This is a genomic window from Streptosporangium sp. NPDC023963, from assembly GCF_040639135.1.
GTDB lineage: Bacteria > Actinomycetota > Actinomycetes > Streptosporangiales > Streptosporangiaceae > Streptosporangium.
This window is the reverse complement of the sequence record NZ_JBEZZK010000004.1, coordinates 302,554-327,786: the sequence shown is the minus strand read 5'-3', so window position 1 is coordinate 327,786 and position 25,233 is coordinate 302,554. Positions and strand designations below refer to the sequence as shown.

General features: G+C 72.8%; 19 protein-coding genes. 17 read left to right on the top strand and 2 right to left on the bottom strand.

Annotated elements, in window-relative coordinates; translation table 11 throughout:
- Positions 1-132 precede the first annotated feature (132 nt).
- From AB0F88_RS15940 to AB0F88_RS15865, 16 genes are all read left to right on the top strand, one after another.
- Positions 133-888 (top strand): TetR family transcriptional regulator, encoded by a 756-nt coding sequence (locus tag AB0F88_RS15940; RefSeq protein WP_362683360.1) that lies wholly within the window; start codon positions 133-135, stop codon positions 886-888.
- Between the two features lie 10 nt (positions 889-898).
- Complete coding sequence (locus tag AB0F88_RS15935) at positions 899-2,749, top strand: methylmalonyl-CoA mutase family protein (RefSeq protein ID WP_362683357.1); 1,851 nt, start codon at positions 899-901, stop codon at positions 2,747-2,749.
- Positions 2,746-4,929 (top strand): methylmalonyl-CoA mutase, encoded by a 2,184-nt coding sequence (gene scpA, locus AB0F88_RS15930; protein ID WP_362683354.1) that lies wholly within the window; start codon positions 2,746-2,748, stop codon positions 4,927-4,929. The genes AB0F88_RS15935 and scpA overlap by 4 nt, the downstream gene beginning before the upstream one ends.
- Positions 4,913-5,899 (top strand): methylmalonyl Co-A mutase-associated GTPase MeaB, encoded by a 987-nt coding sequence (gene meaB / locus AB0F88_RS15925; protein ID WP_362683351.1) that lies wholly within the window; start codon positions 4,913-4,915, stop codon positions 5,897-5,899. Before scpA ends, meaB begins: the two co-directional genes overlap by 17 nt.
- 523 nt (positions 5,900-6,422) lie before the next feature.
- Complete coding sequence (locus tag AB0F88_RS15920) at positions 6,423-7,811, top strand: cytochrome P450 (protein WP_362683348.1); 1,389 nt, start codon at positions 6,423-6,425, stop codon at positions 7,809-7,811.
- Positions 7,808-8,692, top strand: a complete 885-nt coding sequence (locus AB0F88_RS15915; protein ID WP_362683345.1) for a terpene synthase family protein — start codon at positions 7,808-7,810, stop codon at positions 8,690-8,692. Before AB0F88_RS15920 ends, AB0F88_RS15915 begins: the two co-directional genes overlap by 4 nt.
- The gene (locus tag AB0F88_RS15910; RefSeq protein ID WP_362683342.1) at positions 8,689-10,344 is read left to right on the top strand and encodes a prenyltransferase/squalene oxidase repeat-containing protein; all 1,656 of its coding nucleotides are present in this window, start codon (positions 8,689-8,691) and stop codon (positions 10,342-10,344) included. Before AB0F88_RS15915 ends, AB0F88_RS15910 begins: the two co-directional genes overlap by 4 nt.
- Before the next feature lie 210 nt (positions 10,345-10,554).
- Complete coding sequence (locus AB0F88_RS15905) at positions 10,555-13,302, top strand: nitrate- and nitrite sensing domain-containing protein (protein ID WP_362683339.1); 2,748 nt, start codon at positions 10,555-10,557, stop codon at positions 13,300-13,302.
- Positions 13,303-13,401: 99 nt separating this feature from the next.
- Positions 13,402-13,878 (top strand): roadblock/LC7 domain-containing protein, encoded by a 477-nt coding sequence (locus AB0F88_RS15900; protein ID WP_362683336.1) that lies wholly within the window; start codon positions 13,402-13,404, stop codon positions 13,876-13,878.
- Positions 13,875-14,261, top strand: coding sequence for a DUF742 domain-containing protein (locus tag AB0F88_RS15895; protein WP_362683333.1), 387 nt, complete (start codon positions 13,875-13,877; stop codon positions 14,259-14,261). The genes AB0F88_RS15900 and AB0F88_RS15895 overlap by 4 nt, the downstream gene beginning before the upstream one ends.
- Positions 14,242-14,853, top strand: coding sequence for an ATP/GTP-binding protein (locus tag AB0F88_RS15890; RefSeq protein WP_362683330.1), 612 nt, complete (start codon positions 14,242-14,244; stop codon positions 14,851-14,853). The genes AB0F88_RS15895 and AB0F88_RS15890 overlap by 20 nt, the downstream gene beginning before the upstream one ends.
- Before the next feature lie 190 nt (positions 14,854-15,043).
- Positions 15,044-17,062 (top strand): CehA/McbA family metallohydrolase, encoded by a 2,019-nt coding sequence (locus tag AB0F88_RS15885; protein ID WP_362683327.1) that lies wholly within the window; start codon positions 15,044-15,046, stop codon positions 17,060-17,062.
- A 213-nt stretch (positions 17,063-17,275) separates the two neighbouring features.
- Positions 17,276-18,061, top strand: a complete 786-nt coding sequence (locus AB0F88_RS15880) for a UDP-galactose-lipid carrier transferase (RefSeq protein WP_362683324.1) — start codon at positions 17,276-17,278, stop codon at positions 18,059-18,061.
- A 221-nt stretch (positions 18,062-18,282) separates the two neighbouring features.
- On the top strand, positions 18,283-19,734 hold the full coding sequence (locus AB0F88_RS15875) for a phosphatase PAP2 family protein (RefSeq protein WP_362683321.1): 1,452 nt from the start codon (positions 18,283-18,285) through the stop codon (positions 19,732-19,734).
- Positions 19,735-20,168: 434 nt separating this feature from the next.
- A complete protein-coding gene (locus AB0F88_RS15870; protein ID WP_362683319.1) occupies positions 20,169-21,800 on the top strand; it encodes an ABC-F family ATP-binding cassette domain-containing protein in 1,632 nt (543 codons plus the stop codon).
- Positions 21,801-21,823: 23 nt separating this feature from the next.
- Positions 21,824-22,801: a hypothetical protein gene (locus AB0F88_RS15865; RefSeq protein ID WP_362683317.1), complete on the top strand. Its 978-nt coding sequence runs from the start codon at positions 21,824-21,826 to the stop codon at positions 22,799-22,801.
- 82 nt (positions 22,802-22,883) lie between these two features.
- On the opposite strand, the gene AB0F88_RS15860 is transcribed toward AB0F88_RS15865, so the two are convergent.
- Both AB0F88_RS15860 and AB0F88_RS15855 read right to left on the bottom strand, forming a co-directional pair.
- Positions 22,884-23,177, bottom strand: coding sequence for a zf-TFIIB domain-containing protein (locus AB0F88_RS15860; RefSeq protein ID WP_362683315.1), 294 nt, complete (start codon positions 23,175-23,177; stop codon positions 22,884-22,886).
- A 45-nt stretch (positions 23,178-23,222) separates the two neighbouring features.
- The gene (locus AB0F88_RS15855; RefSeq protein WP_362683313.1) at positions 23,223-24,212 is read right to left on the bottom strand and encodes a phosphotransferase; all 990 of its coding nucleotides are present in this window, start codon (positions 24,210-24,212) and stop codon (positions 23,223-23,225) included.
- A gap of 58 nt (positions 24,213-24,270) precedes the next feature.
- Here AB0F88_RS15855 and AB0F88_RS15850 point away from each other — a divergent pair, with 58 nt between their 5' ends.
- Positions 24,271-25,170: a TIGR03619 family F420-dependent LLM class oxidoreductase gene (locus tag AB0F88_RS15850; protein WP_362683310.1), complete on the top strand. Its 900-nt coding sequence runs from the start codon at positions 24,271-24,273 to the stop codon at positions 25,168-25,170.
- The last annotated feature ends 63 nt before the right edge of the window (positions 25,171-25,233 follow it).

The window sequence follows — 25,233 nt, the reverse complement described above, 5'->3', positions numbered from 1 at the left end:
TCCCCCCGAGAGCAATTTCACCGATAGTACTATCGGCGAAAAATCGCACAAGTCCCTTGAGGCGATTGTTCGCGCCGGATGTCCGTGGAAGCTCGCCGGTAGGCTTATCGGTGAACGGGAAGCGAGGCGGCAGTGACGAGCACACCCCTGACCAGGAGCGAGGCCAAGGACCTGACCAGGCGCCGTCTCATGCGCGCGGCGTTCGCCATCCTCGACGAGGAGGGGGAGGCGGGCCTGACCACGGTCAAGGTCGCCCGGGCGGCGGGGATCGCCCAGTCCAGTTTCTACGTGCACTTCAAGGACAGGCAGGAGCTGCTGCGCGCGCTCGGCGACCGGGTGGGGGAGCGCCTGCGGGGGGCGATGCGCGAGGCGCGGCGCCGGGCGCGCGAGGCCCCCAGCGACAGGGAGCGCCACCGCGAGACCTTCCGGATACCGCTGGAGGCCATCTGCCGGCACCCCGCGCTGTTCCGCCTGGGCCTGCGCGCCCGGCACGATCCCTCGTCGCCGTTCCACGAGTTCGCCGTCGAGAGCGCGGCCGCCTACCGGGCGCATCTGGTCGCGGACCTGGCCTCGTTCGGCTTCCCGGCCGGCCGCGAGAGCGACCGGCGCCGCCTGGAGATGGTCGCCGACGGGATCGGCGCGCTGAGCGACGCGATGGCGATCGGCCACATCGACGGGCGCTACCCCGACCTGGAGGAGGTGGTCGACGTGCTCGTCGCCTTCTCGTACGGATACCTCAGGCTGCTCCGCAAGGACCCCCCTGCGTCGCCCGCCGGCCCCTCCCTCCCGCCTGACCCTGTTCGGAACGGTCCACGGACTCCCCCTATCGACCCCACAATCGGTATCCGGGATGAACCCGGGGGAGGCGCCCGGCGGGACGGCGCCTAGTATCCGGTGCATGACGGTGCCGCCTGAGGAACCTCGATCGGCCGCCGAGTTCCCACCGGTCACCCGTGACCGGTGGCGGGAGCTGGCGCTCGGGGTGTTGCGTAAGTCCGGTGTCGAGACCGGCTCCCCTGAGGAGGAGCTGGCCTCCACCACCCATGACGGTGTGACGATCGCACCGATCTACGACGCGTCCGACCTGCCCGGCGACCCGGGCCTTCCCGGAGCCGCCCCCTACGTCCGCGGTTCCCGCCCCGAGGGTGGCTGGGAGGTGCGGCAGCGCCACGAGGTGCCCGATCCGGAGGCGATCCTGGCGGATCTGGAGAATGGCGTCACCTCGCTGTGGCTCACCCTCGCCCCCGAGGACCTGCCCCGCGCCCTGGAGCGGGTCTACCTGGATCTGATCTCGGTCACGCTCGACGCGGGCAAGCGGACCCGCGAGGCTGCCGAGGTGCTCTTCGCGCTGGCCGGGGAGGGCGGGGCCCAGGCGCCCGCCGGCGACACGGCCGACACCGCCGACACCGCCGACGCGGCCGGAGCGCCCGGCGGATCGGTGACGCTCACCGGGAACCTGGGCGCCGACGCCCTCGCCGACGCGCGGACCGCGATCGAGCTGGCCCGCCGCTGCGTCAGGGACCACCCGGGGCTGCGGGCGGTCGTCGTGGACGCGACCCCGTACCACGAGGCGGGGGGCGGCGACGCGGAGGAGCTCGGCTGCTCCGTCGCCGCCGGGGTCGCCGCGCTGCGGACCCTGGTCGGCGCCGGTCTGACGATGGAGCAGGCGTTCGGGCAGCTGGAGTTCCGGTACGCCGCCACCGCCGACCAGTTCCTCACCATCGCCAAGCTCCGGGCCGGCCGCAGGCTCTGGGCGCGCGTCGCCGAGGTGTGCGGCGTCTCCGGGGTCCCCGGCGCGGCGCAGCGGCAGCACGCGGTGACCAGCTCGGCCATGATGACCGCCCGCGACCCGTGGGTGAACATGCTCCGCACCACGCTCGCCTGCTTCGCGGCCGGGGCCGGCGGGGCCGACGCGGTGACCGTGCAGCCCTTCGACGCCCGGCTCGGCCTGCCGGACGCCTTCGCCCGCCGCATCGCGCGCAACACCCAGTCGCTGCTCGTGGAGGAGGCCGGGGTGGCCCGGGTGATCGACCCGGCCGGGGGCTCCTTCTACGTGGAGCGGCTCACCGAGGACCTGGCGGGCCGGGCCTGGGCGTGGTTCCAGGAGATCGAGCGCGCCGGGGGCGGCGGGGGCATGGCAGACGCCCTCGCCTCCGGGTTCGTCGCGGAACGGCTCGCCGCCACCTGGGAGCGGCGCGCGGCCGCGATCGCCAGGCGCCGCGACCCGATCACCGGCGTCAGCGAGTTCCCCGACCTGGCCGAAAAACCCCTCAGCAGGCGGCCCAGGCCCGCCGGAGCGGACGCGGGGAGCGCCGGGGTGCACTACGCGCAGGAGTTCGAGGCGCTGCGCGACCTGGCCGACGCCCAGAAGACCCGCCCGAAGGTCTTCCTGGCGACCATCGGCCCGGTGGCCGCGCACACCGCGAGGGCGTCGTTCGCGGCCAACCTGTTCCAGGCGGGCGGCATCGCCACCGTGACCGGCGGCGCCGCCACCGATCCCGGCGAGATCGCCGCCGCGTTCGCCGCCGAGTTCGCCACCGGCGCGAAGGTCGCGTGCCTGTGCTCCAGCGACCGGCTGTACGCCGGGCACGCCGAGGCGGTGGCCGCCGCGCTGAGGGGCGCGGGGGCGGTAAAGGTCTGGCTGGCGGGGAAGGGAGAGTTCGAGGGCGTGGACGCCAACCTCTACGCGGGGTGCGACGCGCTCGGCGTGCTCCGGACGACCTTCGAGGACCTGGGGGTGGCTCGATGATTCCCGACTTCTCCGGCATCGAACTCGGCGCCCGCCCGGCGGACCCGGACCCCGGCCTGGAGGACTGGGCGCGAGCGGTGCGGGAGGCCACCGGGAGCGACCCCGGGGAGCTGGTGTGGGAGACCCCCGAGGGGATCGGCGTCAAGCCGCTCTACACCGCCGCCGACCTGGCCGGGCTCGACTCCCTGGACACCTACCCCGGCGCGGCCCCCTTCCTGCGCGGCCCGTACCCGACCATGTACGTCAACCAGCCGTGGACCATCCGCCAGTACGCCGGATTCTCCACCGCGACCGAGTCCAACGCCTTCTACCGGCGCAACCTGGCCGCCGGGCAGAAGGGCCTGTCGGTCGCCTTCGACCTGGCCACCCACCGGGGCTACGACTCCGACCACCCGCGGGTGGCCGGGGACGTCGGCATGGCGGGCGTGGCCATCGACTCCATCTACGACATGCGGCAGCTGTTCGACGGGATCCCCCTCGACAGGATGAGCGTGTCGATGACCATGAACGGCGCGGTGCTCCCGGTGCTCGCGCTCTACGTCGTGGCCGCCGAGGAGCAGGGGGTGGCCCCCGAGCAGCTCGCCGGGACCATCCAGAACGACATCCTCAAGGAGTTCATGGTCCGCAACACCTACATCTACCCGCCGGGCCCCTCGATGCGGATCATCTCCGACATCTTCGCGTACACCAGCGAGAGGATGCCGAAGTTCAACTCGATCTCGATCTCCGGGTACCACATCCAGGAGGCCGGGGCCACCTGCGACCTGGAGCTCGCCTACACCCTCGCCGACGGGGTGGAGTACCTGCGGGCGGGCGTGGAGACAGGCCTGGACATCGACGCCTTCGCGCCGCGCCTGTCGTTCTTCTGGTGCATCGGCATGAACTTCTTCATGGAGGTCGCCAAGCTGCGGGCGGCGCGGCTGCTCTGGGCGCGGCTGGTGGCCGGGTTCGGGGCGAGGAACCCCAAGTCGCTCTCGCTGCGGACCCACTCGCAGACCTCCGGCTGGTCGCTCACCGCCCAGGACGTCTACAACAACGTCGTTCGCACCTGCGTCGAGGCGATGGCCGCCACCCAGGGCCACACCCAGTCGCTGCACACCAACGCCCTCGACGAGGCGCTCGCCCTGCCCACCGACTTCTCCGCGCGGATCGCCCGCAACACCCAGCTGCTGCTCCAGCAGGAGTCGGGCACCTGCCGGGTGATCGACCCCTGGGGCGGCTCCTACTACGTCGAGCGGCTCACCCACGAGCTGGCCACCAGGGCCTGGGGCCACATCGAGGAGGTCGAGGCGGCCGGGGGCATGGCCAGGGCGATCGACCAGGGACTGCCGAAGCTGCGCATCGAGGAGGCCGCCGCCCGCACCCAGGCGCGCATCGACTCCGGGCGCCAGCCGGTCATCGGGATCAACAAGTACCGGCTCGACGTCGACGAGCCCATCGAGGTGCTGAAGGTCGACAACACCTCGGTACGCGCCCAGCAGCTGGACAAGCTGCGCCGCCTGCGCGAGGAGCGCGACCCCGACCGGGTGACCCAGGCGCTGGAGGCGCTGACGAAGGGCGCCGCGAGCGACGGGAACCTCCTCGCGCTGTCGATCGAGGCGGCCCGCGCGATGGCCACGGTCGGGGAGATCTCCGACGCGCTGGAGCGGGTGTTCGGGCGGCACGCGGCGCAGATCCGTACGATCACCGGGGTCTATCGCGAGGAGGTGGGATCGGGCGTGGACGGAGTCCGCGCGGCCTGCGCCGAGTTCGAGCGCCTGGAGGGCCGCCGCCCCCGCATCCTGGTGGCGAAGATGGGCCAGGACGGCCATGACCGGGGCCAGAAGGTGATCGCCACGGCGTTCGCCGACCTCGGCTTCGACGTGGACGTCGGCCCGCTGTTCCAGACGCCCGACGAGGTCGCCCGCCAGGCGGTCGAGGCCGACGTGCACGTGGTCGGCGTGAACTCGCTCGCCGCCGGGCACCTCACGCTCGTGCCCGCGCTCCGCGAGGCGCTGGCCGCGCTGGGCGCGGACGACATCATGATCGTGGTCGGCGGGGTCATCCCGCCGGGCGACTTCGACGCGCTGCGCGCGGCGGGCGCGAGCGCGATCTTCCCGCCCGGCACCGTGATCGCCGACGCCGCCCGCGGGCTGCTGGCGGACCTGCTCACCCGGCTGGGCCATGACGCGGACTCTTGAGGACTACGTCCAGGGGGTGAAGGAGGGGTCCGTGGCGTGGATCGCGCGGGCGATCACGCTGGTGGAGTCCTCCCGGGCCGACCACAGGGACCTGGCCCAGCGGCTGCTGGCCGAGCTGACCCCGCTCGGCGGCGCGGCGCGCAGGGTCGGTGTCACCGGCGTGCCCGGCGTCGGCAAGTCCACGTTCATCGACGCGCTCGGCACCCGGCTGACCGGGCAGGGGCACCGGGTGGCGGTGCTCGCCGTCGACCCCTCCTCGACGCGTACGGGCGGGAGCATCCTGGGCGACAAGACCAGGATGGCCCGCCTGGCGGTCGATCCGGACGCCTTCATCCGCCCCTCGCCCACCTCGGGCACCCTGGGCGGGGTCACCAGGGCGACCCGCGAGGCGATGGTCGTGGTGGAGGCGGCCGGGTACGACGTCGTCCTGGTGGAGACTGTCGGGGTCGGCCAGTCCGAGACCGCGGTGGCCGACATGGTCGACACCTTCCTGCTGCTCACCCTGGCCAGGACGGGCGACCAGCTCCAGGGCATCAAGAAGGGCGTGCTGGAGCTGGCCGACGTGATCGCGATCAACAAGGCCGACGGGTCCGAGGGCAGCCCCCACGAGCTGGACGCGCGCAAGGCCGCCAGGGAGCTCGCCGGGGCGCTCCGCCTGCTGGGCGCGGAGCGGACGCCCCCGGTGCTCACCTGCAGCGGGCTGACCGGCAACGGGCTGGACGAGCTCTGGGAGCAGGTCGTCAGGCACCGCGACGCCCTGGAGGCCTCGGGGGAGCTCGCCGAGCGCCGCCGCCGCCAGCAGGTCCGCTGGACCTGGGCCCTGATCACCGACAGGCTGCTCACCCGGCTGCGCGAGCACCCGGAGGTCGCGGCGATCGTCGCCGAGGTGGAGCGCGAAGTCCAGGAGGGCGCCCTCACCCCGTCTCTGGCCGCCGACCGCGTCCTCGCCGCCTTCGGCAAGGACGGCTGACGTTCGCCACGGACGGCTGACGTTCGAAGGGCGGCTGACCTTCGCCACGGACGGCTGATGTTCGCCACGGACGGCTGACGGCTCCGGGCGCGAGCCCTCCGTCACTCTTGGTCACCGAATGTCATCGCGCGATCCGGCGGCTGATCCGCTATTAAAGCGCCGGTGTTAAGCGCAGGTTAACAAGGCGTGTGTCCGGAAGTGGCAAGATTTATGCTCTATGCGAGCTTGATCAATTCTAGTGAGTCATGTGATACTTCGTGCGAAGATTAACTAATGCTGTGATGTGATGCGCTTTAGCGTGTAAAACACAGAATGAGACAGGCGAGGAGGTCCGGAGCGTCGCGGGATTGTCGGCCGCCGGTTCCCCATCCGTCGGTTGACCAGTCCTTATCCACGCCCCGGTCGGGCGCGGGACAGGTGGGATGTCCCGTTTCCGAACACCGCCGCACCCACCCCGTGCGGGCGGTTGTCTCGTGCTGCGCGAATTCACGTCACGCGAGGTGGGAGACGCTTACCTATGTCCATGGACGTGCACGCCCGTACCGGCCGCCGGGCGAGATCCGTTCCGATGCACCGGGCCCTGCCGAAGCTGCTTCGCGAACCGGCGGGCGCGCTCGCCGAGTTCGCGCGCGAGTCCCGGGGGGAGGTCCTCCGGCTGGAGCTGGGGCCCTTCCGCCCCTACCTGGTCAGCCATCCCGACCACGTCCAGAAGGTGATGCGTCTCGAATGGACGAAGCACCAGCGCCTGGGCATGTTCTGGCGCCCCCTGGAGCGGCTCTTCGGGCACAGCATCATGAGCGACGGCGAGCACTGGCAGAACAGCCGCAAGGTCCTGCAGCCGCTGTTCACCACGCGGTACATCGCCACGATCGCCGACGAGGTGTCCAGGCGCGTCGCCGGGCGGGTCGAGGAGTGGGACGAGTACGTCCGGTCGGGACGCGACTTCGACGCGGCCACGGAGATGTCGCGGATCCTCAGCTACATCGTCAACCGGGTGCTGTTCGGGGACAAGCTGAACCGGGAGGACGGGGAACGCATCATCCCCGCCTTCGAACAGGCGTCCTATTCGCTCGTCTACCGGATCCTCATGCCGTTCATGCCGTATTTCATGCGGATTCCCGGCGACCGGACCTTCCTGAAGGCCGTCGAATCGATCGACGAGGTGGTGTTCCCCATCGTGAGAAAGGCGATGGCGAACCCCGACGACAACCTCGACGTCATCTCCGTGCTCTGCCGCTCCGTCGACGAGAACGGTGACAGGCTCACCGAGAAGCAGATCCGCGACGCGCTGGTCAGCGTGTACGCCGCGTCCTCGGAGACCACCGCGATGGTCCTCACCTGGCTGTGGCTGCTGCTGGAGGAGCACCCGGACGTGGCGGCCAGGCTCCAGGCGGAGATCGACGAGGTGGTCGGCGAGGGACCGGCCGTGCCCGAGGACATCCCCCGCCTCGTCTACACGCGCATGGTCCTGCAGGAGACCCTCCGCCTGTACCCGGCGGGCTGGTTCCTGCCCCGCAAGGTCATGGAGGACGCCGAGATCGGCGGTGTGCGGATCAAGGCCGGATCCTCGGTGCTGGTCACCCCGTACGCCACCCAGCGGCTGGACGATTTCTGGGAGCGCCCGGACGAGTTCGACCCCGAGCGGTTCGCGCCCGGGCGGCAGGAGAACGAGGAGCGCAGGCACCGGTACTCCTACTTCCCCTTCGGCGGCGGCCCGCACAGGTGCCTGGGCGAGCCGTTGTTCTACGTCGAGGCGCCCCTCGTGGTCGCGAGCATCCTCAGCCGGTTCCGGATGTCGGTGCGCACCCCCGGACCGTTCGACACCGGCTGGGCCGCCTCGCTGCGTCCCCGGCAGAAGGTCGCGCTGGGCGTGTCCTTCAACGGCCGCGACCGGAGCGGGGCCCTGCGATGACGGGCCGGCCCGATCCGGGCGCCCGGCCGGACGCCGTCGAGGCCGGGGCGATCTGCGCCCGCGCCGGGCGGTCCCAGCGGGACATGCGCGAGTGGGCGGAGACCTATCCCGGCCTGTTCTCCGCCAAGCCGTTCGACGCGGCCCTGTACAGCACGCTCTCGCTCGCCATGGCGTTCGGCGGCCCCTGGTTCGACGCCGGGCAGTTGCGGATGGCGAACAAGGTCTCCCTGTGGGCGTTCGGCCTGGACTGGCTCGTCGACTACGTCGCCACCTCGTCGTCCGAGGTGGAGGACATCGCGCGGCGGTGCCTGGACGTGGCCGGCGGCGCCCCGCCGGTCCCCGGTGACGACCTCACCCGCATGCTCGGCGACATCCGCGACGAGCTCGCGTCCTCGCCCGCCTTCCCCGAGCTCGGCCCGGTCTGGCGCGACGAGCTGAAGCGCATGCTGGACGGGATGCTCACGGAGTGGCGCTGGAAGACCGACAAGGTCATGCCGGCCTACGAGGAGTATCTCGGCAACGCCGACAACCTCGGCTTCTCCTACGTCTTCGCCGCCCACTGGATCCATGTCACGGGCTCCGGCGCGGTCGCGGACACCGGCGCGCTGCGGGAGGCGGGCTGGGCCGTGCAGCGGGTCATCCGCCTGCTCAACGACCTGGGCACCTACGAGCGCGACGTCGCCTGGGGAGACCTCAACGTCCTGCTGCTCGGCATCGACCGCGCCGAGGTGGAACGGCGGATCGCCGGGCTCGCGGCCCGGAGCCGGGAGCTGATCGCCCCCCTGCGGACCGCCCATCCGGAGCTGGCGGGCTACATGGAACGGCAGATGGACTTCTGCGCGGGCTTCTACCAGGTCGGCGACTACTGGGGGACGTTGTGAGCGTCGACGGCCTGTCCACTTTCACGGAACTCGGCGGGGAGACCGGCGCCGGCAACCGTACGGAGAGCCGCTCGGGGACCGGCGCCGGGATCGACGTGGCCGCCGCGGCGCGCGAACTGGTCGCCGGGCTGCTGGCCGAGCCCTGGGGCCAGGTGTCCGCCTCTCCGTACGAGACCGGCCGGGTGGTGAGCCTGGCGCCGTGGCTGGCCGGGCACGCCGAGCGGGTCGAGTACCTGCTCGCCACCCAGCGGCCGGACGGCGGCTGGTCGCCCTCCGTCGACCACGCCCTCGTCCCCACCCTGAGCGCGGTCGAGGCGCTCCTGGCCGAGCTCGGGCGCGACACCTCCTCCAGCCGCGACCTCCTCGCCGAGGCCGCCGGCCGCGGGCTGGAGGCCGTACGGAAATGGCCCTTCCAGGCCGCCTGGCTGCCGGACACACCCGCGATCGAGCTCATCGTGGCGTCCCTGCTCGCCCTGATCGACGATCACCTCGGCGGGGAGGGGCCGGAACCGCCCCCGGGCATGGGCGGCGCCAAGCTGGCGGCCGTCAGGGCGTGGCTGATGTCGGGCGCGGAGATCCCGCAGAAACTGGTCCACGCCCTCGAGGTGGCGGGCCCGGAGGCGACGGCCGTCTCCGGGATCCTCCCCACGCCGATGCCCGGCGGGATGGCGGCCGTCGGGGCTTCGCCCGGGGCGAGCGCCGCCTGGCTGGCCGCGCCGCCCGAGCCGGGGCCCGGAACCGAGGCGCGCGACGCGCGCAGGGCCGGGGACGAGGCGGCCGTACGGCGGTACCTGGAGGCGGTCGTGGCCTCCTCCGGCGGCCCGATGCCGTGCACCCTCCCGATCACCGTGTTCGAGCGCGGCTGGACGCTGAGCTGGCTGCGGCGCGCGGGAATCCCGGTGGACGCGCCGCCGGAGCTGGTCGCGAGCCTGCGGGACGGGCTCGGCCCCGACGGGATCGCCACGGGTCCCGGCCTGCCCGCCGACGCCGACACCACCTCCGTCGCCCTGTACGCGCTGGCGCTGCTCGGCGAGCCGCGCGAGCCGGAGGGACTGTGGCCGTTCGAGCTGGAGACCCACTTCTGCACCTGGCGCGGGGAGGAGGGGATGTCCCCGACGACCAACGCGCACGTGCTCGACGCCTTCGGCGAGTACCTGCGCCGGTGCGGGGGAGAGCCCCGTCACACGAGTGTCGTCGCGAAGCTGGCGGCATGGCTGCGTGACCGCCAGGAGGCGGACGGCAGCTGGACGGACCGCTGGCACGTCTCGCCGTACTACGCCACGGCCTGCTGCGCGATAGCGCTGCACGAGTTCGGCGGCGGGGAGTCGGCGGGCGCGGTGGGCGGTGCCGTGGAGTGGGTGCTCGGCACCCAGCGGGGGAACGGGTCGTGGGGCCTCTGGGAGGGCACCCCGGAGGAGACCGCCTACGCCCTGCAGACCCTGCTGCTGACCGGCGTGCGGCGGGACGGGCTGTGGCGGGAGACCGTGGAGCGCGGATACCGCCACCTGCTGGCCGCCCGTGACGGCGCGACGCCGTCGCTCTGGGTCGACAAGGACCTGTACCTGCCGGTGGCGATCGTCAGGGCGGCCGTTCTGGGCGCGCTCCACCTGGCGCGACGCGCGCTCTCCATTCCCGAGGATCACTCGTATTGAGAATTGACCGTGAATTCAGAACAGGACACCAGGGTGCATTTACCTGCCCGCTTGAGGGTTTTTAGTGATATTGCTATGGTTCGGCGGGTGTGACGTGAGGTGTCCCGCTGATCCCAGCGATGCGGCGGCTGTCTAACTTGTTTGACCAGTTCATGTCAACCGCCATGAAGAATGCCGTCTATTTTCTTTCTGCTTCCCGGGGTGGATACCATGCGCTTGCGTAACGCGAGCTTGCGGACCAAGGTCACGGCACTTCTGGTGTCGCTCACCGCGCTCTGGGCGTTCACGGCATGGGTGACGGTCCGTGACGGTCTGAACATGCTGGGCGTGGCGACCCTCAACACCGAGGTCGCCGACCCGAGCGAGCGGCTCATCGTCGAGCTGCAGGCCGAGCGGCGGCTGACCGCGATCACCCTGGGATCGACCGGCGCGGAACGCCCGCGGCGCGAGGCGATCGCCTCCCAGCGCAAGCGCACCGACGCCGCCGACGCGCACTTCCGGAAGCTCACCGGCGGCAGCGGGGTGGCCCTGCTGGGCAGTCCCGCCCTCGAGCGCCGGCTCGACGAGACCCGCCGGTTGATGGACGACCTGCCCGCCGCGCGCAAGGCGATCGACGCCGGCCGGGTCAACCGGACCTGGGCGGCCGCGGAATTCACCGCCATCGTCGACTCGATCTTCCGCGTCTACGACTCCCTGGCGACGCTGGACGACGAGGAACTCGCCAAGGACACCCGCACACTCATCGGGATGAACCGGGCCCGGGACATCCTGGCCCAGGAGGACGCCCTGGTGATGGGCGCCCTGACGGCGGGCCGGTTCGCCGACGGCGAGCAGGTCAGGTTCACGCAGATGGTCGGCACGCGGCGCTTCGTCACCGACCAGGCGGTGGCCGAGCTGCCCGCCGCCGACCAGGAGGCCTACCGGCGGCTGGTCGCCGGCGAGCAGTTCGTCCGGCTGCGCACCATGGAGGACCAGCTGATCGAGGACCCGAACGTGGTGCAGGCCGGGGTGATCGACGTCACGCGGTGGAGCTCCGACGCCCAGCCCGCGCAGACCAAGTTCACGCAGGCCGTGCTCGCGGCCGGCAGCGGAGTGGTCGAGCGGTCGGGTCCGGTCGCCGCCGGCGTCATCGTACGGCTCGCCCTCGCCGGCGGCCTGGGCCTCGTGGCCGTCATCGCCTCGGTCGTCCTGGCCATCACCACGGCCCGCGCCCTGGTCCAGCAGCTGGAGAAGCTGCGAGCCGCCGCCTGGGAGCTCGCCAACGAGCGGCTGCCCGCCGTGGTCGAGCGGATCGGCCACGGGCAGGCGGTGGACGTCGCGGCGGAGGCGCCCCCCCTCAAGTTCGGCGACGACCAGATCGGGCAGGTCGGCCAGGCGTTCAACGCCGTGCAGCGGACCGCCATCAAGGTCGCCGCGGAGCAGGCCCAGCTGCGCCGCGACATCGCCGACATCCTGCGCAACCTCGCCCGCCGCACCCAGTCGCTCGTGCACCGCCAGCTGAGCGTGCTCGACGTCATGGAGCGGCGCGAGAACGATCCGCAGGAGCTGCGCGACCTGTTCCGGCTCGACCACCTGGCGACCCGCATGCGGCGCTACGCGGAGAACCTCCTCGTGCTCTCCGGCGCGGCGCCGGGCCGCGCCTGGCGCGACGCGGTCCCGATGATCGACGTGGTCCGCGGCTCCCTCGCCGAGATCGAGGACTACACCCGGGTCGACGTGATGCCCCTGGGGGAGGTCTCGCTGGACGGCCGGGCGGTGAGCGACGTCATCCACCTGATCGCCGAGCTCGTCGAGAACGCCGCCTCCTTCTCCCCGCCCTACACGACGGTGCAGGTCGGCGGATACCTGGTGGCCCACGGCTACGCGCTGGAGATCGAGGACCGCGGCCTGGGCATGAGCCCCGCGGACATCGCGGAGGCCAACGAGCGGATCGCCAACCCCCCGGAGCTCAAGCTCTCCGGCAACGCCCGCCTCGGCCTGTACGTCGTCAGCCGCCTGGCCGAACGGCACGACATCCGGGTGACCTTCAAGTCCTCCCCGTACGGGGGCACGACCGTCGTCGTCCTCATCCCGCAGGAACTGATCAGCGAGGAGGACCCGGGCCCCTCCGTCGGGGTCGGCGTGCCGCAGGCACGCCCGGCGAGCGGCGAGATGAACGGCGCCACCTCCGCGGTCGCCGCGGTCCGCGGCAGGGTGGGCGACCCGTTGGGCATCACCGGCGGTCCCGTGCGGGCCGCCGGAGCGGAGGGAGAGGTCATCAGCGAGCACCTTCCCGGTAGCGGCTCCGAGGTCTGGGAGCCCTCGTCGCCCGCCAACGGCCGGTCGCACCCGGCGGGTCCCGGGCCCTCCGGTCTTCTCGCCGACCAGGGCTCCTCCGGAGGCTTCGCCGACCCCGGCCGTCCCGTCACCCCGTCGCCCTCCGGCCGTTCCACGGATCCGGGTCCTCCTGCCGGCCTCGCCGACCAGACGTCCCCCGGGCGGCATTCCGCGGGTCCCGCGCCCGCCGAGGGTCTCACCGATCCGACGTTTCCCGGCCGCTTCGCCGACCCTTCGGCACTCAGGCAGATGCCCGAGACCGGGGCACCCGGCCGGCTGCCCGATTTCACGAACCCCGCCTCGCCGGGCGCTCCCGGCTTGGGCCCCGACGGCTCCGGCGCCCACGGGCGTCCGGGCGGCTCCGGGACGTCGTCGCTGCCGCCCGTGCTGCCCCCGCCCGACAGCAGCCACACCCCGGGCGGCCTGCCGAGGCGCGTTCCGCAGACCCACCTCGCCGCCCCCCTGCAGGAGGACGAGCCCGCGGCCCCGCCCCCGGCCGACGACGCCGGCGAGCGTTCGCCGGAAATGATCCGCGCGGCCATGTCGTCCTTCCAGGCCGGTACGCGCCGAGGCCGCGACGACGCCGCCCAGTTGCTCGATCACGACGGCGATCCCGTGGACGAGGGCGGGCCCGCCGTGTGATCCCGGTGAATGATCTCAAGTCGCGTGTGCCAGGCAGGCGCCGATGAGCCGCCGGGAACCGGCGACGTGATGTCGGCAGGCAGAAGGAGAGGACAACGAGTGGTGCAGGGAACAGGATCCTTCACGGACCTGGCCTGGTTGCTGGACGACCTGGTCTCGCGGGTGGAGGAAGCTCAGCACGGAATCGTGTTCTCCACCGACGGCCTGCTGCTGGCCGCGTCGGCGGGATTCTCCCCGGCCGACGCCGAGCACCTGGCCGCCGTCGGGTCGGCGATCCAGAGCCTGGGCCGCGGGGTCAGCGACAGGGTCGGTGGCGGGCCGATGCGCCAGACCATCATCGAGATGCGGACGGCGTACCTGATCGTCACCGCCGCAGGGCAGGGAGCCTGCCTGGCGGTGTTCTGCGGCGCCGAGGCCGACGTCGGCCTGGTGGCCTACGAGATGGCCATGCTCGTCACCCGCGTGGGGCAGTACCTCACCTCGCCCACCAGGACGGCCGAGTCCTCCTTCAAAGGCGACTCCCTCAGGGGCGACTCCCCCCGGGCCGGCTCCTTCAGAGGCGACGGCACACGATGAGCGTCTTCGACGAGCAGCCCGACACCCAGTGGGTCGGCGACGAGGCGGGGCCGATCGTCAGGCCGTACGTCCTGACGCGGGGCAGGACCGAACCGAGCCGCGGCCGGTTCGACCTCATCACCCTGGTGGTGACCATCCGGCAGGTCTCGTCGAGGGAACCGGGGCTTGACCCGGAGTGCCTGGCCATCGTCCGGCTCTGCCGGCAGGCCCAGTCGGTCGCGGAGATCGCGGCGCACACGAACCTTCCGGCAGGCACGGTCCGCGTCCTGCTCAGCGACCTGCTCGACCAGGGATTCATCGCCATGCAAGAACCGCATTCGGAGACGGACATGCACGACGAGAGGCTGTACAGGGCGGTGCTCGATGGACTCCGTGCGCTCTAGTCGCGACGCCGGGCGCGTGAAGCTGCCCAAGGCGATCAAGATCCTGGTCGCCGGCGGGTTCGGCGCGGGCAAGACCACGCTGGTCGGCGCGGTCTCCGAGATAGAGCCGCTGCGCACCGAGGAGACCCTGAGCGACCGGGGCATCGGTGTCGACGACCTGTCGGGCGTGGAGACCAAGCGGACCACCACGGTCGCCATGGACTTCGGCCGCATCACCATCGGCGACGACTACCGCCTCTACCTGTTCGGCACGCCCGGCCAGGAGCGCTTCTGGTTCCTCTGGGACGAGCTGGCGCTGGGCGCGCTGGGCGCGGTGGTCCTCGCCGACACCCGGAGGCTGGCCGACTGCTTCCCCTCGCTCGACTACTTCGAGCGGCGCGAGACGCCCTTCATCGTCGCGGTCAACTGCTTCGACGGGGCCCGCCGCTACGAGCTCGACGAGGTCAGGCTCGGGCTGACCCTGCACGAGGACATCCCGATCGTGCTGTGCGACGCCAGGCGGCGGGAGTCGGGCAAGGAGGTGCTCATCACCCTCGTCGAGCACGCGATGCGGATGCGGCTGGGCACGACGTCCCAGCCGTCGGGCACCTGACCCCTCGAGGGACGGGCGGCGGCCCGCGGACACGACGGGCCCTTCCGGGGCGGGTCATCACCGCCCCGGGAGCGTTTTTACCCCTCCGGTAGGGACGAATCCCTCACCGTCGGACGCCTTGCAACAACACCCCGTATCCGGCGTGTCACGATAGCGGCGATCACCGGCGTCCTACCGTTCGGGGAGACCTATGTGTGACGATCCGACCCTTCCTCTCACCGTCGCGCGGGCGCTCGGGGAGTACCGGGCGCTGCTGGACGAGCACGGGGTCACCTGGGGCGAGGATCCCATCTTCTACGTCAGGTCCATGGCCGCCGACGCCTACCTGATGGGCACGACGAGCTTTTGGGAAGTCTGTTACGACATGCTCGGCACCCGCTATCCCGGGGTGCCGTTCGAGGAGCTCAGGGACCATCTCGACGAGCTGGACATGGACGAGGTCGTCCGGGGCGTCCTCGCGGGCCGGGTGCTCGACAACCTCGCCGCGCTCCGCCTCGCCGACGGGGGAGTCGCGCTGCGGGCACGGGCGCAGGCCGTGCTGGACGGCAGGCCCCTGCGCACGACGCTGCTGGTCGACTCCACCAGGTCCGGGCCGGCCACCGTGCTGGTGGACGGGCGGGCGCACGTGGTCGGACCCGGCGGCGCACGGCTCATCAAGATCACAAGCCGGAGCGAGGTGGTCGCCGACGGCGTGCCGGTCGACCTGTCGCCCCTCGCCCGCCCCGCCCCCGCGGCCCGCCTGCGGGTGCGCGCGGGCTTCCCGTGCAAGTGGAGCGTGTACGGCGAGCACGGCCAGGGCTGGTACCCCGAAGGGGCCCCCGACCGGCGCGACTACCACGTGATGCCCTACTTCCACGGCGACGACCTGGTCCTGGACGTCCCGGCAGAGACGCTGACCGTGCGGGTCTCCAGAGGCATGGAGTACGGCTCCGCGCAGGTCACGCTCACCCCGGCGCCGGACGGGGAGACCCTCGTCGAGCTGACCCCCGAGCGGCTCTACGACGCGGCCGCCCTGGGCTGGTACGGCGGGGACATGCACGTCCACCTCAACTGGGCGGGCGACATGGTCGGCACGCCCGGGCTCGCGGGGATCATGCAGCACGGCGAGGACCTGCACGTCCTCAACCTCGTCGCCGGGAACGTCTCCTCCGAGCGGGTCTACGACCTCGAGGCGCTCGAGCACTGGGCCGGGCGGGACCTGCCCTGGTCCGACGCCTCCCACGTGGCGAGGATCGGCGTCGAGTACCGCAACGACCTGCTCGGCCACCTCTACGCGTTCGGCGTCTCGGCCCCGCCCTCGCGCTTCCACACCGGTTTCCTCGGCACCGCCGACTGGCCGCCCAACAGCGTCGCCTGCGAGGAGCTTCGCGGCCTGGGGGCCGTCACCGGCTACAGCCACCCCTTCCACAATCCGTTCACCGACATGGACGGACCCGACAAGGCGCTGCGGTGGGGGCGCAACTGCTCCTCCCGGGAGATCGTCGCCGACGCGGCGCTCGGCCTCGTCGACACCCTGGACGTGCTCAGCCAGACCTCGATCACCGCGACCGCCGCCGTCTACCGGCGCCTGATCGGGGCGGGCAACCGCGTCGCGGTCACCGCGGGCACCGACGCGATGGTCTCCTTCGCCCGGCGGGGAAACCAGTCCAACCCGCCCGGCTGGGCACGTGTCTACGCCCGGGTGGACGGGCCGCTGACCGCCGCGTCGTTCGCCGAGGCGGTCAGGCGGGGCCGTACCTTCGGCACCACCGGGCCCTGGCTGGAGCTGTCGGTCGCGGGCCACGGCCCCGGGGCCACCCTGGACCTGTCACCGGGGGAACGGGTCACGGTCACCGTCCGGTCGGTCGGCCCGGAGGTGGAACGGCTGGAGATCCGCACCGCGGACGGCGTGCTGGCCGAGGGGCCGCCCGGCGAGCTGACCGCCGAACTGGCCGCCGGCGACCCCACCTACGTCGTCGCCCTCGCCACCGGCGGACGGCACGAGCGGTCCTTCACCGGCGAGGTGTACGCCCACACCAGCCCGGTCTATCTCGACGTGGGCGGCCGTCACGTGGCCAGGGCCGAGGACGTCGGCTGGTGCCTGGAATGGCTGGACGCCCTGGAGTCGCTGCTGCGGAAGGAGGGCACCTTCGAGACCGGCGGGCAGCTCGCCGACCACCTCGCCCTGATCGGCCGGGCCAGGGAGGTCTACCGGGACCGCCTGGCCTGACGGCGCGCGGCGGCTCCCGTACCCGTCCGGCTCGGCCACCGTGACGCCGGGACCCGTGCCGGGAGCCGGGCCGGGGACGCCCCGGCCGGGACCGCGCGGCGGCGGGACGCGGACCGCCCACCTGGACCGCCCGCCTGGACCGCCCGCCTGGACCGCCCGCCTGGACCGCCCGCCTGGACCGCCCGCGAGCGGGGGCATGCGAGGCTTGTCGGCATGAACCGCCTGTATGAGGTCGACCTGTCGCGGAAGCTTTCCAAGAAGGACGCCTCCGAGCGTCTCGACGCCGCCCTGGATCGCCTGCTCCGCCTTCGGCTCACGCTCGGCGGCCAGGTCGGCGAGCAGCGCATCGGCCCGCCGCTGTGCGTGGTCTTCGAGGGCTGGGACGCCTCGGGCAAGGGAGGGGCGATCAAGCGGCTGGTGCGCCCGCTGGACCCGCGCCACGTCCGCGTCGCCCAGTTCGCCGCGCCGACCTACGACGAGAAGCGCCACCACTTCCTGTGGCGGTTCTGGCCGGTCCTGCCCGGCTGGGGCGGGATGGCCGTGCTCGACCGCTCCTGGTATGGCCGGGTGCTGGTGGAGCGGGTCGAGGGCTTCGCCACCGAGGAGCAGTGGTCCCGCGCGTACGGGGAGATCGTGGAGTTCGAGCGGACCCTCGCCGCCGAGGGCATGATCATGGTCAAGTTCTGGATGCACGTCTCCGAGGAGGAGCAGCTCAGGCGCTTCCGGGATCGGGCCGGCGACCCGTTGCGGGCGTGGAAGCTCACCGACGAGGACTGGCGCAACCGTGAGAAGCGCCCGCAGTACGAGGTCGCGGTGGAGGAGATGCTCGCCCGCACCGACCACCCGAAGGCGCCCTGGCACGTGGTCCCCGGCGACGACAAGCGCCTGGCCCGCGTCACGGTCGTGGAGACCGTCTGCGCCGCGATCGAGGCCGAACTCGCCGCCAGGGGCCACGAACCGGTGATCTCCTCCCCGGCGGGCGGCGCCGCCGACGAGTAGCGAGGCCGCGCCGCCCCCACGGTCGGCGCCGGTGTCGGTGTTGTCGGTGTTGTCGATGTCGCCCTTCCGGTGAGAAGTACGGGAGCGGCGGAGACGCCCCGGGCGCGGGGGCACGCGGCAGAATCGAATGGCTGTCCTTTCGCTCGTCGTGAGCGGCTCGTCGTGGCAGCTGGTCGTTGCTGTTCGTCATTGCTTCTCTTCAACGCAGGAAGGTGCGGCGCATGCGGTTGGGCTCGCGGCTGAGCAGGCTGGACCGGCGGGTGTTCGCCATGGTGGCGGGCGCCAGGTTGCCCGGTCTCGAACGCGTCGTGCCCGCGCTGTCGCGCGCGGCCGACAACTCGCTCCTGTGGGCCGGGGTGGCGGGGGCGCTGGCGGTCAGCGGGCGGCGGCCGCTGCGCCGGGCGGCGACCAGGGGGCTGCTCGCGGTCAGCCTCGCCAGCCCGCTGGTCAATCTGGTCGGCAAGCAGGCCTTCCGCAGGAACAGGCCGTCGGCCGAGGGGCTCCCGCTCGCCCGGCTGATCAAGATGCCCGCGTCGGCGTCGTTCCCCTCGGGCCACTCCGCCACGGCCGGCGCCTTCGCCGCGGCCGTGGCACTGGAGGCGCCCCGGGTGGTCGCGGTCCCCGTCGCGCTCCTCGCGGCGGCCGTCTGCTTCTCCCGCGTCTACACCGGCGTGCACTATCCCGGCGACGTGCTCGCCGGGGCCGGGATCGGCGTGGCGGCGGGGCTGATCACCCGTCGCATCTGGCCCGACGCCGGTGAGGCGGGGCAGGCGCGCGCCGCCCTCACGGCGCCGTCCGTGCTGCTCGACCAGGAGGGAGAGGGGACGGTCGCCGTGGTCGACGGCTCCGCCGACGCCGTCGCGGGAGCGGCCGAGGCGCTGCGCGAGGCCCTCCCACGGGCCGAGGTCGTCGAGGTGGCGCCGGGCGCCGACCTCGGGGCCGCCGTGCGGGACGCCGCCTCGCGGGCCAAGGTGCTCGCGGTGGCCGGGGGGGACACCGTGGTCAACCTGGCGGCCCAGGAGACGGCGGGCGGGGCGACCCCGCTGCTGGTCGTCCCCGCGAGCGCCCACGGCCGGTTCGCCCGCGCGCTCGGGGTGGAGACCCCGGAGGAGGCCGTGACGGCCTACCACAGCGGCGACCTCGTGGCCGTCGACGTCGGCGAGGTCGCGGGCCGGACGTTCGTCAACACCGCCAGCGTGGGCGTCTACCCGGCGCTGGTGGAGCGCAGGGAGCGGCGGCAGGGCCGGATCGGCAAGTGGCCCGCGCTGTTCTGGGCCATGGCCGAGGTGCTCGGCCCGGGGGGCGCGCAACCCGTGGACCTCGTCGTGGACGGGGTGCCCCGGCGCGTCTGGATGGTGTTCGTGGGCAACTGCCGCTACGAGGCGCGCGGCGGAGCCCCCTCCAGGCGGCAGCGCCTGGAGGACGGCCTGCTGGACATCCGCGTGCTCGCCGCCGCCGACCGGCTGCCCCGGCTGCGGGTGTTCCTCAGCCTCCTGGCGGGACGGGTGAAGCTGTCACGCCACTACCAGCAGTGGCAGGCCGACACGCTGCGCGTCTCCGCGCCCTCGGGAAGGCTGCGGCTGGCACGCGACGGCGAGACGTTCACGGTCACGGGCGAGGTGGAGTTCACCAAGCGCCCGCGGTCGCTCCTCGTGATCCGGCCGGCCGGCTGACCTACGGGCGATGCCCCGGCCGTGACCGCGCCGCCCCCGGCGGGCCCGCCCGCGGCTGACCTCCGGCCGGGCCCCGGCAGTGGCCGGCCGGGACCCGGCCGTGACCGCGCCGCCCTCGGCGGGTCCGCCCGCCGTCGCGGGGTGGACGCGCGCACCGGCCGGGGACGCGGGGCGCGGAAAAAGGTTTGACGCGGCCCGCGGCGCGTCGGTTAGGTTTCAACCGCACCGTCACCGTCCGTGGGAGAGTCCGTTGAAGTTCTGAGGTCCCGACACCGCGCCCCCCGAGCCGTCCTTCCGGCCCGGCGCGCGTCTGACCTCGGCGGATCTCGTCATCGTCGCGATGACGCTTTCCTGGTGAATCCCGGCTGAGCGCGTGCGCGCCCGCGGTGTCTCCCGTGTCCTGTTCCATCTCGACACTTTTCGGGAGCCGCCCCATGTCTTCTTCGATAGTCGTCGACGGCCTGTCGTTCGCCTGGCCGGACGGCACCGTCGTCCTCCACGACCTCGACGCCGCCTTTCCCGCCGGGCGCACCGGTCTGATCGGCGTCAACGGCTCGGGCAAGTCGACCCTGCTCAGGCTCATCGCGGGGGAGCTCACCCCGCTCTCCGGCTCGGTCGGCGTCGCCGGGCAGGTGGGCCACCTGCCGCAGGGACTGCCGCTCGACACCGGCCGCAGCGTCGAGCGGCTGCTGGGCGTCGCCGAGCGCAGGGCCGCGCTGCTCGCCATCGAGCGCGGGGAGGTCTCCGAGGAGAACTTCGCCGCCGTCGGCGACGACTGGGACGTCGAGGAGCGCGCCCGCGCCGAACTCGACCGGCTCGGCCTGGCACACGTCGACCTCGACCGTACGGTGGCGACGCTGTCGGGCGGCGAGGTCGTCATGGTCGGGCTGGCGGCGCTCTTCCTGCGCGGGCCCGACGTCCTGCTGCTGGACGAGCCGACCAACAACCTCGATCTCGACGCCCGGCGCAGGCTCTACGCCGCGGTGGAGTCGTGGCCGGGGGTGCTGGTGGTCGTCAGCCACGACCGGACCCTGCTGGAGCTGGTGGACAACGTGGCCGACCTCACCGGCGGCACCGTGCGGATGTACGGGGGGACCCTCTCCGGCTACGAGGAGACGCTCGCCGCCGAGAAGGAGGTCGCGGAGCGGATGGTCAGGGTCGCCGGTGCCGACGTGCGCAGGCAGAAACGCGAATGGGAGGAGGCCCAGGTCAAGCTGGCCCGCCGGGTGCGCTACGGCAACACGATGTACGAGCGGAAACGCGAGCCGAAGATCATCATGCAGGCGCGCAGGCGGCAGGCCCAGGTGGCGGCCGGCAAGCACCGCACCATGCACGCCGGCAAGCTCGCCGAGGCCCGCGAGCGGCTCTCCGAGGCCGAGGACGCCGTCCGCGACGACGCCGTGATCCGCGTCGAGCTGCCCGGGACGGCCGTCCCCTCGGGACGGACCGTGCTGATCGCCGACGGCCTGCGCACGGTGGGCGGGGCGGCGCCCGCGGACCTCGTGGTCAGGGGACCCGAGCGGATCGCCCTGGTCGGCCCGAACGGCTCGGGCAAGACCACGTTCCTGCGTACCGTCGTCGGGGAGCTCGAACCGGCCGAGGGCTCGGTCACGGTGTCCGTGCCCGGCGTGCGGTACCTGCCGCAGCGGCTCGACCTGCTGGACGACGCGCTCAGCGTGGTCGGCAACGTCCGCCGCTTCGCGCCGTCGGTCCCGGTCAACGAGATCAGGGCCAGGCTCGCCAGGTTCCTGTTCCGCGGCGCCCGCGCCGACCGGGCGGCGGGCACCCTGTCGGGCGGTGAGCGGTTCCGCGCGGTGCTCGCCGCGTTGCTGTCGGCGGAGCCGCCGCCACAACTCCTGCTGCTGGACGAGCCGACCAACAACCTGGACATGGCCGGCGTCCGGCAGCTCGCCCAGGCTCTGGAGGCCTACCGGGGCGCGCTCGTCGTCGTCAGCCACGACCTGCCGTTCCTGGGGTCGATCGGCATCACCCGGTGGCTGTCCGCGGACCGGGAGGGGGCGCTGTCAGAGATTGCCGATTCCCGGGCACTGTTTGACGCCCAGTGATCGATCCGGCGATAGTTGTGCAGGTGACTACCCCCCGATTGCTCGCCTGTGCCGTGGTCACCCTGGTGGCCCTCACCGCCTGCACCCCGTCTCCCGGCGACCCCGTGGTCGGCCCGGCCACCGCGGGCGGCACGGTGGGAACGGGACAGGGATCCGGTGACCGGAGCTCCTCATCTCCCACCGGCCCGCCCGCCGCCGTGACGCTGACGCCCGACGAGTACCGGGCCGAGCTGGAGGAGGCGCGCGGCCCGGTGCGCGACGCGGTGAAGAAGCTGGCCGCGACCGGCGGGCTGAAGACCCTCGGCAAGCAGCTGCAGAAGACCTCCGGCGCGGTGGAGGGCGCGGTGACCCGGTTGTCCGCGCTGGCGCCTCCCGCGGAGGTGAAGGCCCAGCACGACAGCTACGTCGAGGCACTGGGACGGCTGCGGACCTCTTTCGACACCGCCCGCCAGGACGCCGAGGAGCAGCGGGTGTGCACCGGCCCGGCCGTGCTGACCGGCATGGCCGAGGCCGACCAGCTGTCCGACGTGGAAGACGTCGCCAAGACGCTGAGCGGGTATCCGACGAGCGTCATCCCGGTCAAGGCGGCCAAGAAGCGCGACCGCCGGCTGTCCAACGGCAGGTTCATCGCCTCCGAGGGACGGACGGGCCGCGCCTACCTCGAGCTGCGCAACGGCACCAGGCAGGACGCCGTCGTCGTCCTGGTGCGCGGCAAGAAGAAGGCCGTCACCGTGTACGTCCGCAAGAAGTCGAACTTCAAGATCCGGGGTGTGCGGGACGGCAGCTACAAGATCTACTACACCCTCGGTCAGGACTGGGACGCGAAGGCGCGTACCTTCACCCGCTCGTGCGCCTTCGAGCAGTTCGGCAAGTCCGTGCGGTTCAGGACCGTCCACACCGCGACCCAGATCCGCTGGACCGACTGGACGATCACCCTGCACGCCGTGAGCGGCGGCACCGTGAAGCCCAAGAAGGTCAAGCCGGGCGACTTCCCCACCTGACGCGCGGCTCTCCCGGAGGTGCCGGGAACGCGAGGACCGCGACCTCGTGACGAGGCCGCGGTCCCGGTGTCACCTCGGCCGATCAGGTGGAGAAGAGCATCCCGACCCAGCTGCGCTGGCGGTGGTGGCCGTAGTGGCCGCCGTGGTGCTGCGCACCCCAGGCGGGAGCGCCGTAGCCGGGAGCGCCGTGCACGGGCGGCGGCGGGGGCGGCGGCGGAGCTGCGTGGGACTGCTGCGACCACTGGCTCTCCATGCGGGTCAGCGTCTCGAGCTCGCCGTAGTCCAGGAAGATTCCGCGACAGCTCTCACACTGGTCGATGTGAACGCCGTTGCGCTCGTAGGTGCGCATGGCGCCCCGACACTTGGGACACTGCATCTGGCTGGTCTCCTTGTTCTGGCGTGGTAACCAAGTAACCACAACCTACTGCGTGGGCACACCATGGCAGGCGCTTCGATGCCGGACAATCCTCAGGCAGGATTCGACCAGGACCTCCTCCACCTCGTCCAGCGGACGCCCCTCCCGTCCCGCGGCGGCCACCGCCGCCGCCGCGAGCTGCACGGTCATCGCCTGCGCCGGGATCTCCAGCCGCTTCCACGGGTCGCCGTCCGGCGGGACGGCGACCCCGCCCGCGGCGCGGTAGGCGCCCAGGAAGCGGTGCCACACCTCGGGCTCCAGCAGTCCGGCCGCGAACCAGGCGGCGGGCCTGGACAGATCCCAGGCCTGGTCGCCGACGCCCAGGTCGTCGACGTCGATGAGGATCCACTCCTTTGGCGCGCGGACCATCTGGCCCATGTGCCAGTCGCCGTGGGTCAGGCCGCCGGGAGCGGCACCGGAGGAGCCGCCGGGAGTGACACCGGAGGAATCGCCGGGATCCGTGCCGGAGGAGCCGGGCGGGTTCGCGCCGGGTGCGGAGGGGGCGGGTGCGGAGGGGGCGGGCAGGCAGGTGAAGGCCCGGCGCACCGCCAGCTCGGCGGCGGAGCGGTCGCCCAGGCGGGCGACGGTCGAGGCCACCCGCGCCGGTCCCCCCGCGGCCCGCAGCGGGGGCAGCGCCCGCGCCGGTACGGCGTGCAGCCGCGCGAGCAGCCGGGCGGCGGCCTCCCAGGGCGCCGCGTCCGGATCCGCGTGGTCCACCGGCGTCCCGGCCGGCCAGACGGTGACCAGCCGGTCCCCGACGGTCATGACCTCCTCGGTCACCGGTTCGAGCATGATCCCGCGCAGCGCCGGGTGCGCGGTGGCCCGCATCCGCTCCACCAGCGGTTCCCGCTCCGCCCCCGGCGCGTGCGCCTTGACCACGACGGAACCGGCCCGCACGATGATCACGTCCGGCCTGGTCGGCAGCACCGTGCCGGGCGCGCCGCCGTATCGGGCGCCGATCCGGCGCAGTTCGTCGATCAGGTCCTCGCTGTCCATCCGGCAAGTGAACCACCGGTCGCCGCCCCCGCCGGACCGGCGGCATAAAGTGCGAGGTATGAGGATCGGTTTCGCGGTGCCGGTGTCGGGGTCCTGGGCGACGCCGGAGAACATGGCACGGGTCGCCCGGGGCGCCGAGGAACTCGGCTACCACGAGCTGTGGACCTTCCAGCGCCTGCTCCACCCGCGGGGCCACGCGATGGGCCCGACCTACCGCAGCGTGCACGACCCGGTGGTCACGCTCGCCTACCTGGCGGGCCTGACGAGCCGCGTCCGGCTGGGGGTGGCGGTGCTCAACCTGCCGTTCGCCTCGCCCGCGCTGATGGCCAAGCAGCTCGCGAGCCTGCAGGCGGTCTCCGGCGGGCGGCTGGACGCGGGGCTCGGCCTGGGGTGGCTGCCCGAGGAGTTCACCGCCTCCGGGGTGTCGTTCGAGCGGCGCGGGCGGCGCGCGGAGGAGTACGTCCCGCTGCTGCGGCGCCTGTGGACGGAGGAGACCGTGGAGCACAGGGGCGAGTTCTACGAGCTGCCCCCGGTGCAGCAGGATCCCAGACCGTCCGTCGTGCCGCCGATCCTGCTGGGCGGTTCCGCCGAGGTGGCGCTGAGACGCGCGGGGCGGCTGGCGGACGGCTGGATCAGTTCGAGCCGCGAGGACCTCGACGGCATCGGCGAGAAGATCTCCGTCGTCAAGGAGGCGGCTCGTGCCGCCGGGCGCGACCCCGGGGCGCTGCGCTTCGTCACCCGGGGCGTCACCCGCGTCCGCCCCCCGGGAGCGGCCGGGCGCGAACCGCTGACCGGCTCGTTCGAGGAGATCCGGCGCGACGTCGGCGACCTCGCGGACCGGGGGGTCACCGACGTCTTCCACGACCTCAACTTCGACCCGGAGATCGGATCGCCCGACGCCGACCCCGGGGAGTCGATGCGCAGGGCGGAGGCGGCGCTGGAGGCGCTCGCGCCCTGACCGGGCGTGCGGGGTTCGAGGCGCAGGGAGCCGGTCCGCGAACGGGCCCGGCGGGCCACGCGG

What these genes read in the sequence shown, in the direction of transcription:
- meaB (WP_362683351.1), top strand. Translation starts at nt 4,913, where the DNA reads ATGACGCGGACTCTTGAGGACTACGTCCAGGGGGTGAAGGAGGGGTCC.
- AB0F88_RS15880 (WP_362683324.1), top strand. Translation starts at nt 17,276, where the DNA reads ATGAACCGCCTGTATGAGGTCGACCTGTCGCGGAAGCTTTCCAAGAAG.
- AB0F88_RS15895 (WP_362683333.1), top strand. Translation starts at nt 13,875, where the DNA reads ATGAGCGTCTTCGACGAGCAGCCCGACACCCAGTGGGTCGGCGACGAG.
- AB0F88_RS15890 (WP_362683330.1), top strand. Translation starts at nt 14,242, where the DNA reads ATGGACTCCGTGCGCTCTAGTCGCGACGCCGGGCGCGTGAAGCTGCCC.
- scpA (WP_362683354.1), top strand. Translation starts at nt 2,746, where the DNA reads ATGATTCCCGACTTCTCCGGCATCGAACTCGGCGCCCGCCCGGCGGAC.
- AB0F88_RS15915 (WP_362683345.1), top strand. Translation starts at nt 7,808, where the DNA reads ATGACGGGCCGGCCCGATCCGGGCGCCCGGCCGGACGCCGTCGAGGCC.
- AB0F88_RS15905 (WP_362683339.1), top strand. Translation starts at nt 10,555, where the DNA reads ATGCGCTTGCGTAACGCGAGCTTGCGGACCAAGGTCACGGCACTTCTG.
- AB0F88_RS15920 (WP_362683348.1), top strand. Translation starts at nt 6,423, where the DNA reads ATGGACGTGCACGCCCGTACCGGCCGCCGGGCGAGATCCGTTCCGATG.
- AB0F88_RS15875 (WP_362683321.1), top strand. Translation starts at nt 18,283, where the DNA reads ATGCGGTTGGGCTCGCGGCTGAGCAGGCTGGACCGGCGGGTGTTCGCC.
- AB0F88_RS15885 (WP_362683327.1), top strand. Translation starts at nt 15,044, where the DNA reads ATGTGTGACGATCCGACCCTTCCTCTCACCGTCGCGCGGGCGCTCGGG.
- AB0F88_RS15935 (WP_362683357.1), top strand. Translation starts at nt 899, where the DNA reads ATGACGGTGCCGCCTGAGGAACCTCGATCGGCCGCCGAGTTCCCACCG.
- AB0F88_RS15870 (WP_362683319.1), top strand. Translation starts at nt 20,169, where the DNA reads ATGTCTTCTTCGATAGTCGTCGACGGCCTGTCGTTCGCCTGGCCGGAC.
- AB0F88_RS15860 (WP_362683315.1), bottom strand. Translation starts at nt 23,177, where the DNA reads ATGCAGTGTCCCAAGTGTCGGGGCGCCATGCGCACCTACGAGCGCAAC.
- AB0F88_RS15850 (WP_362683310.1), top strand. Translation starts at nt 24,271, where the DNA reads ATGAGGATCGGTTTCGCGGTGCCGGTGTCGGGGTCCTGGGCGACGCCG.
- AB0F88_RS15855 (WP_362683313.1), bottom strand. Translation starts at nt 24,212, where the DNA reads ATGGACAGCGAGGACCTGATCGACGAACTGCGCCGGATCGGCGCCCGA.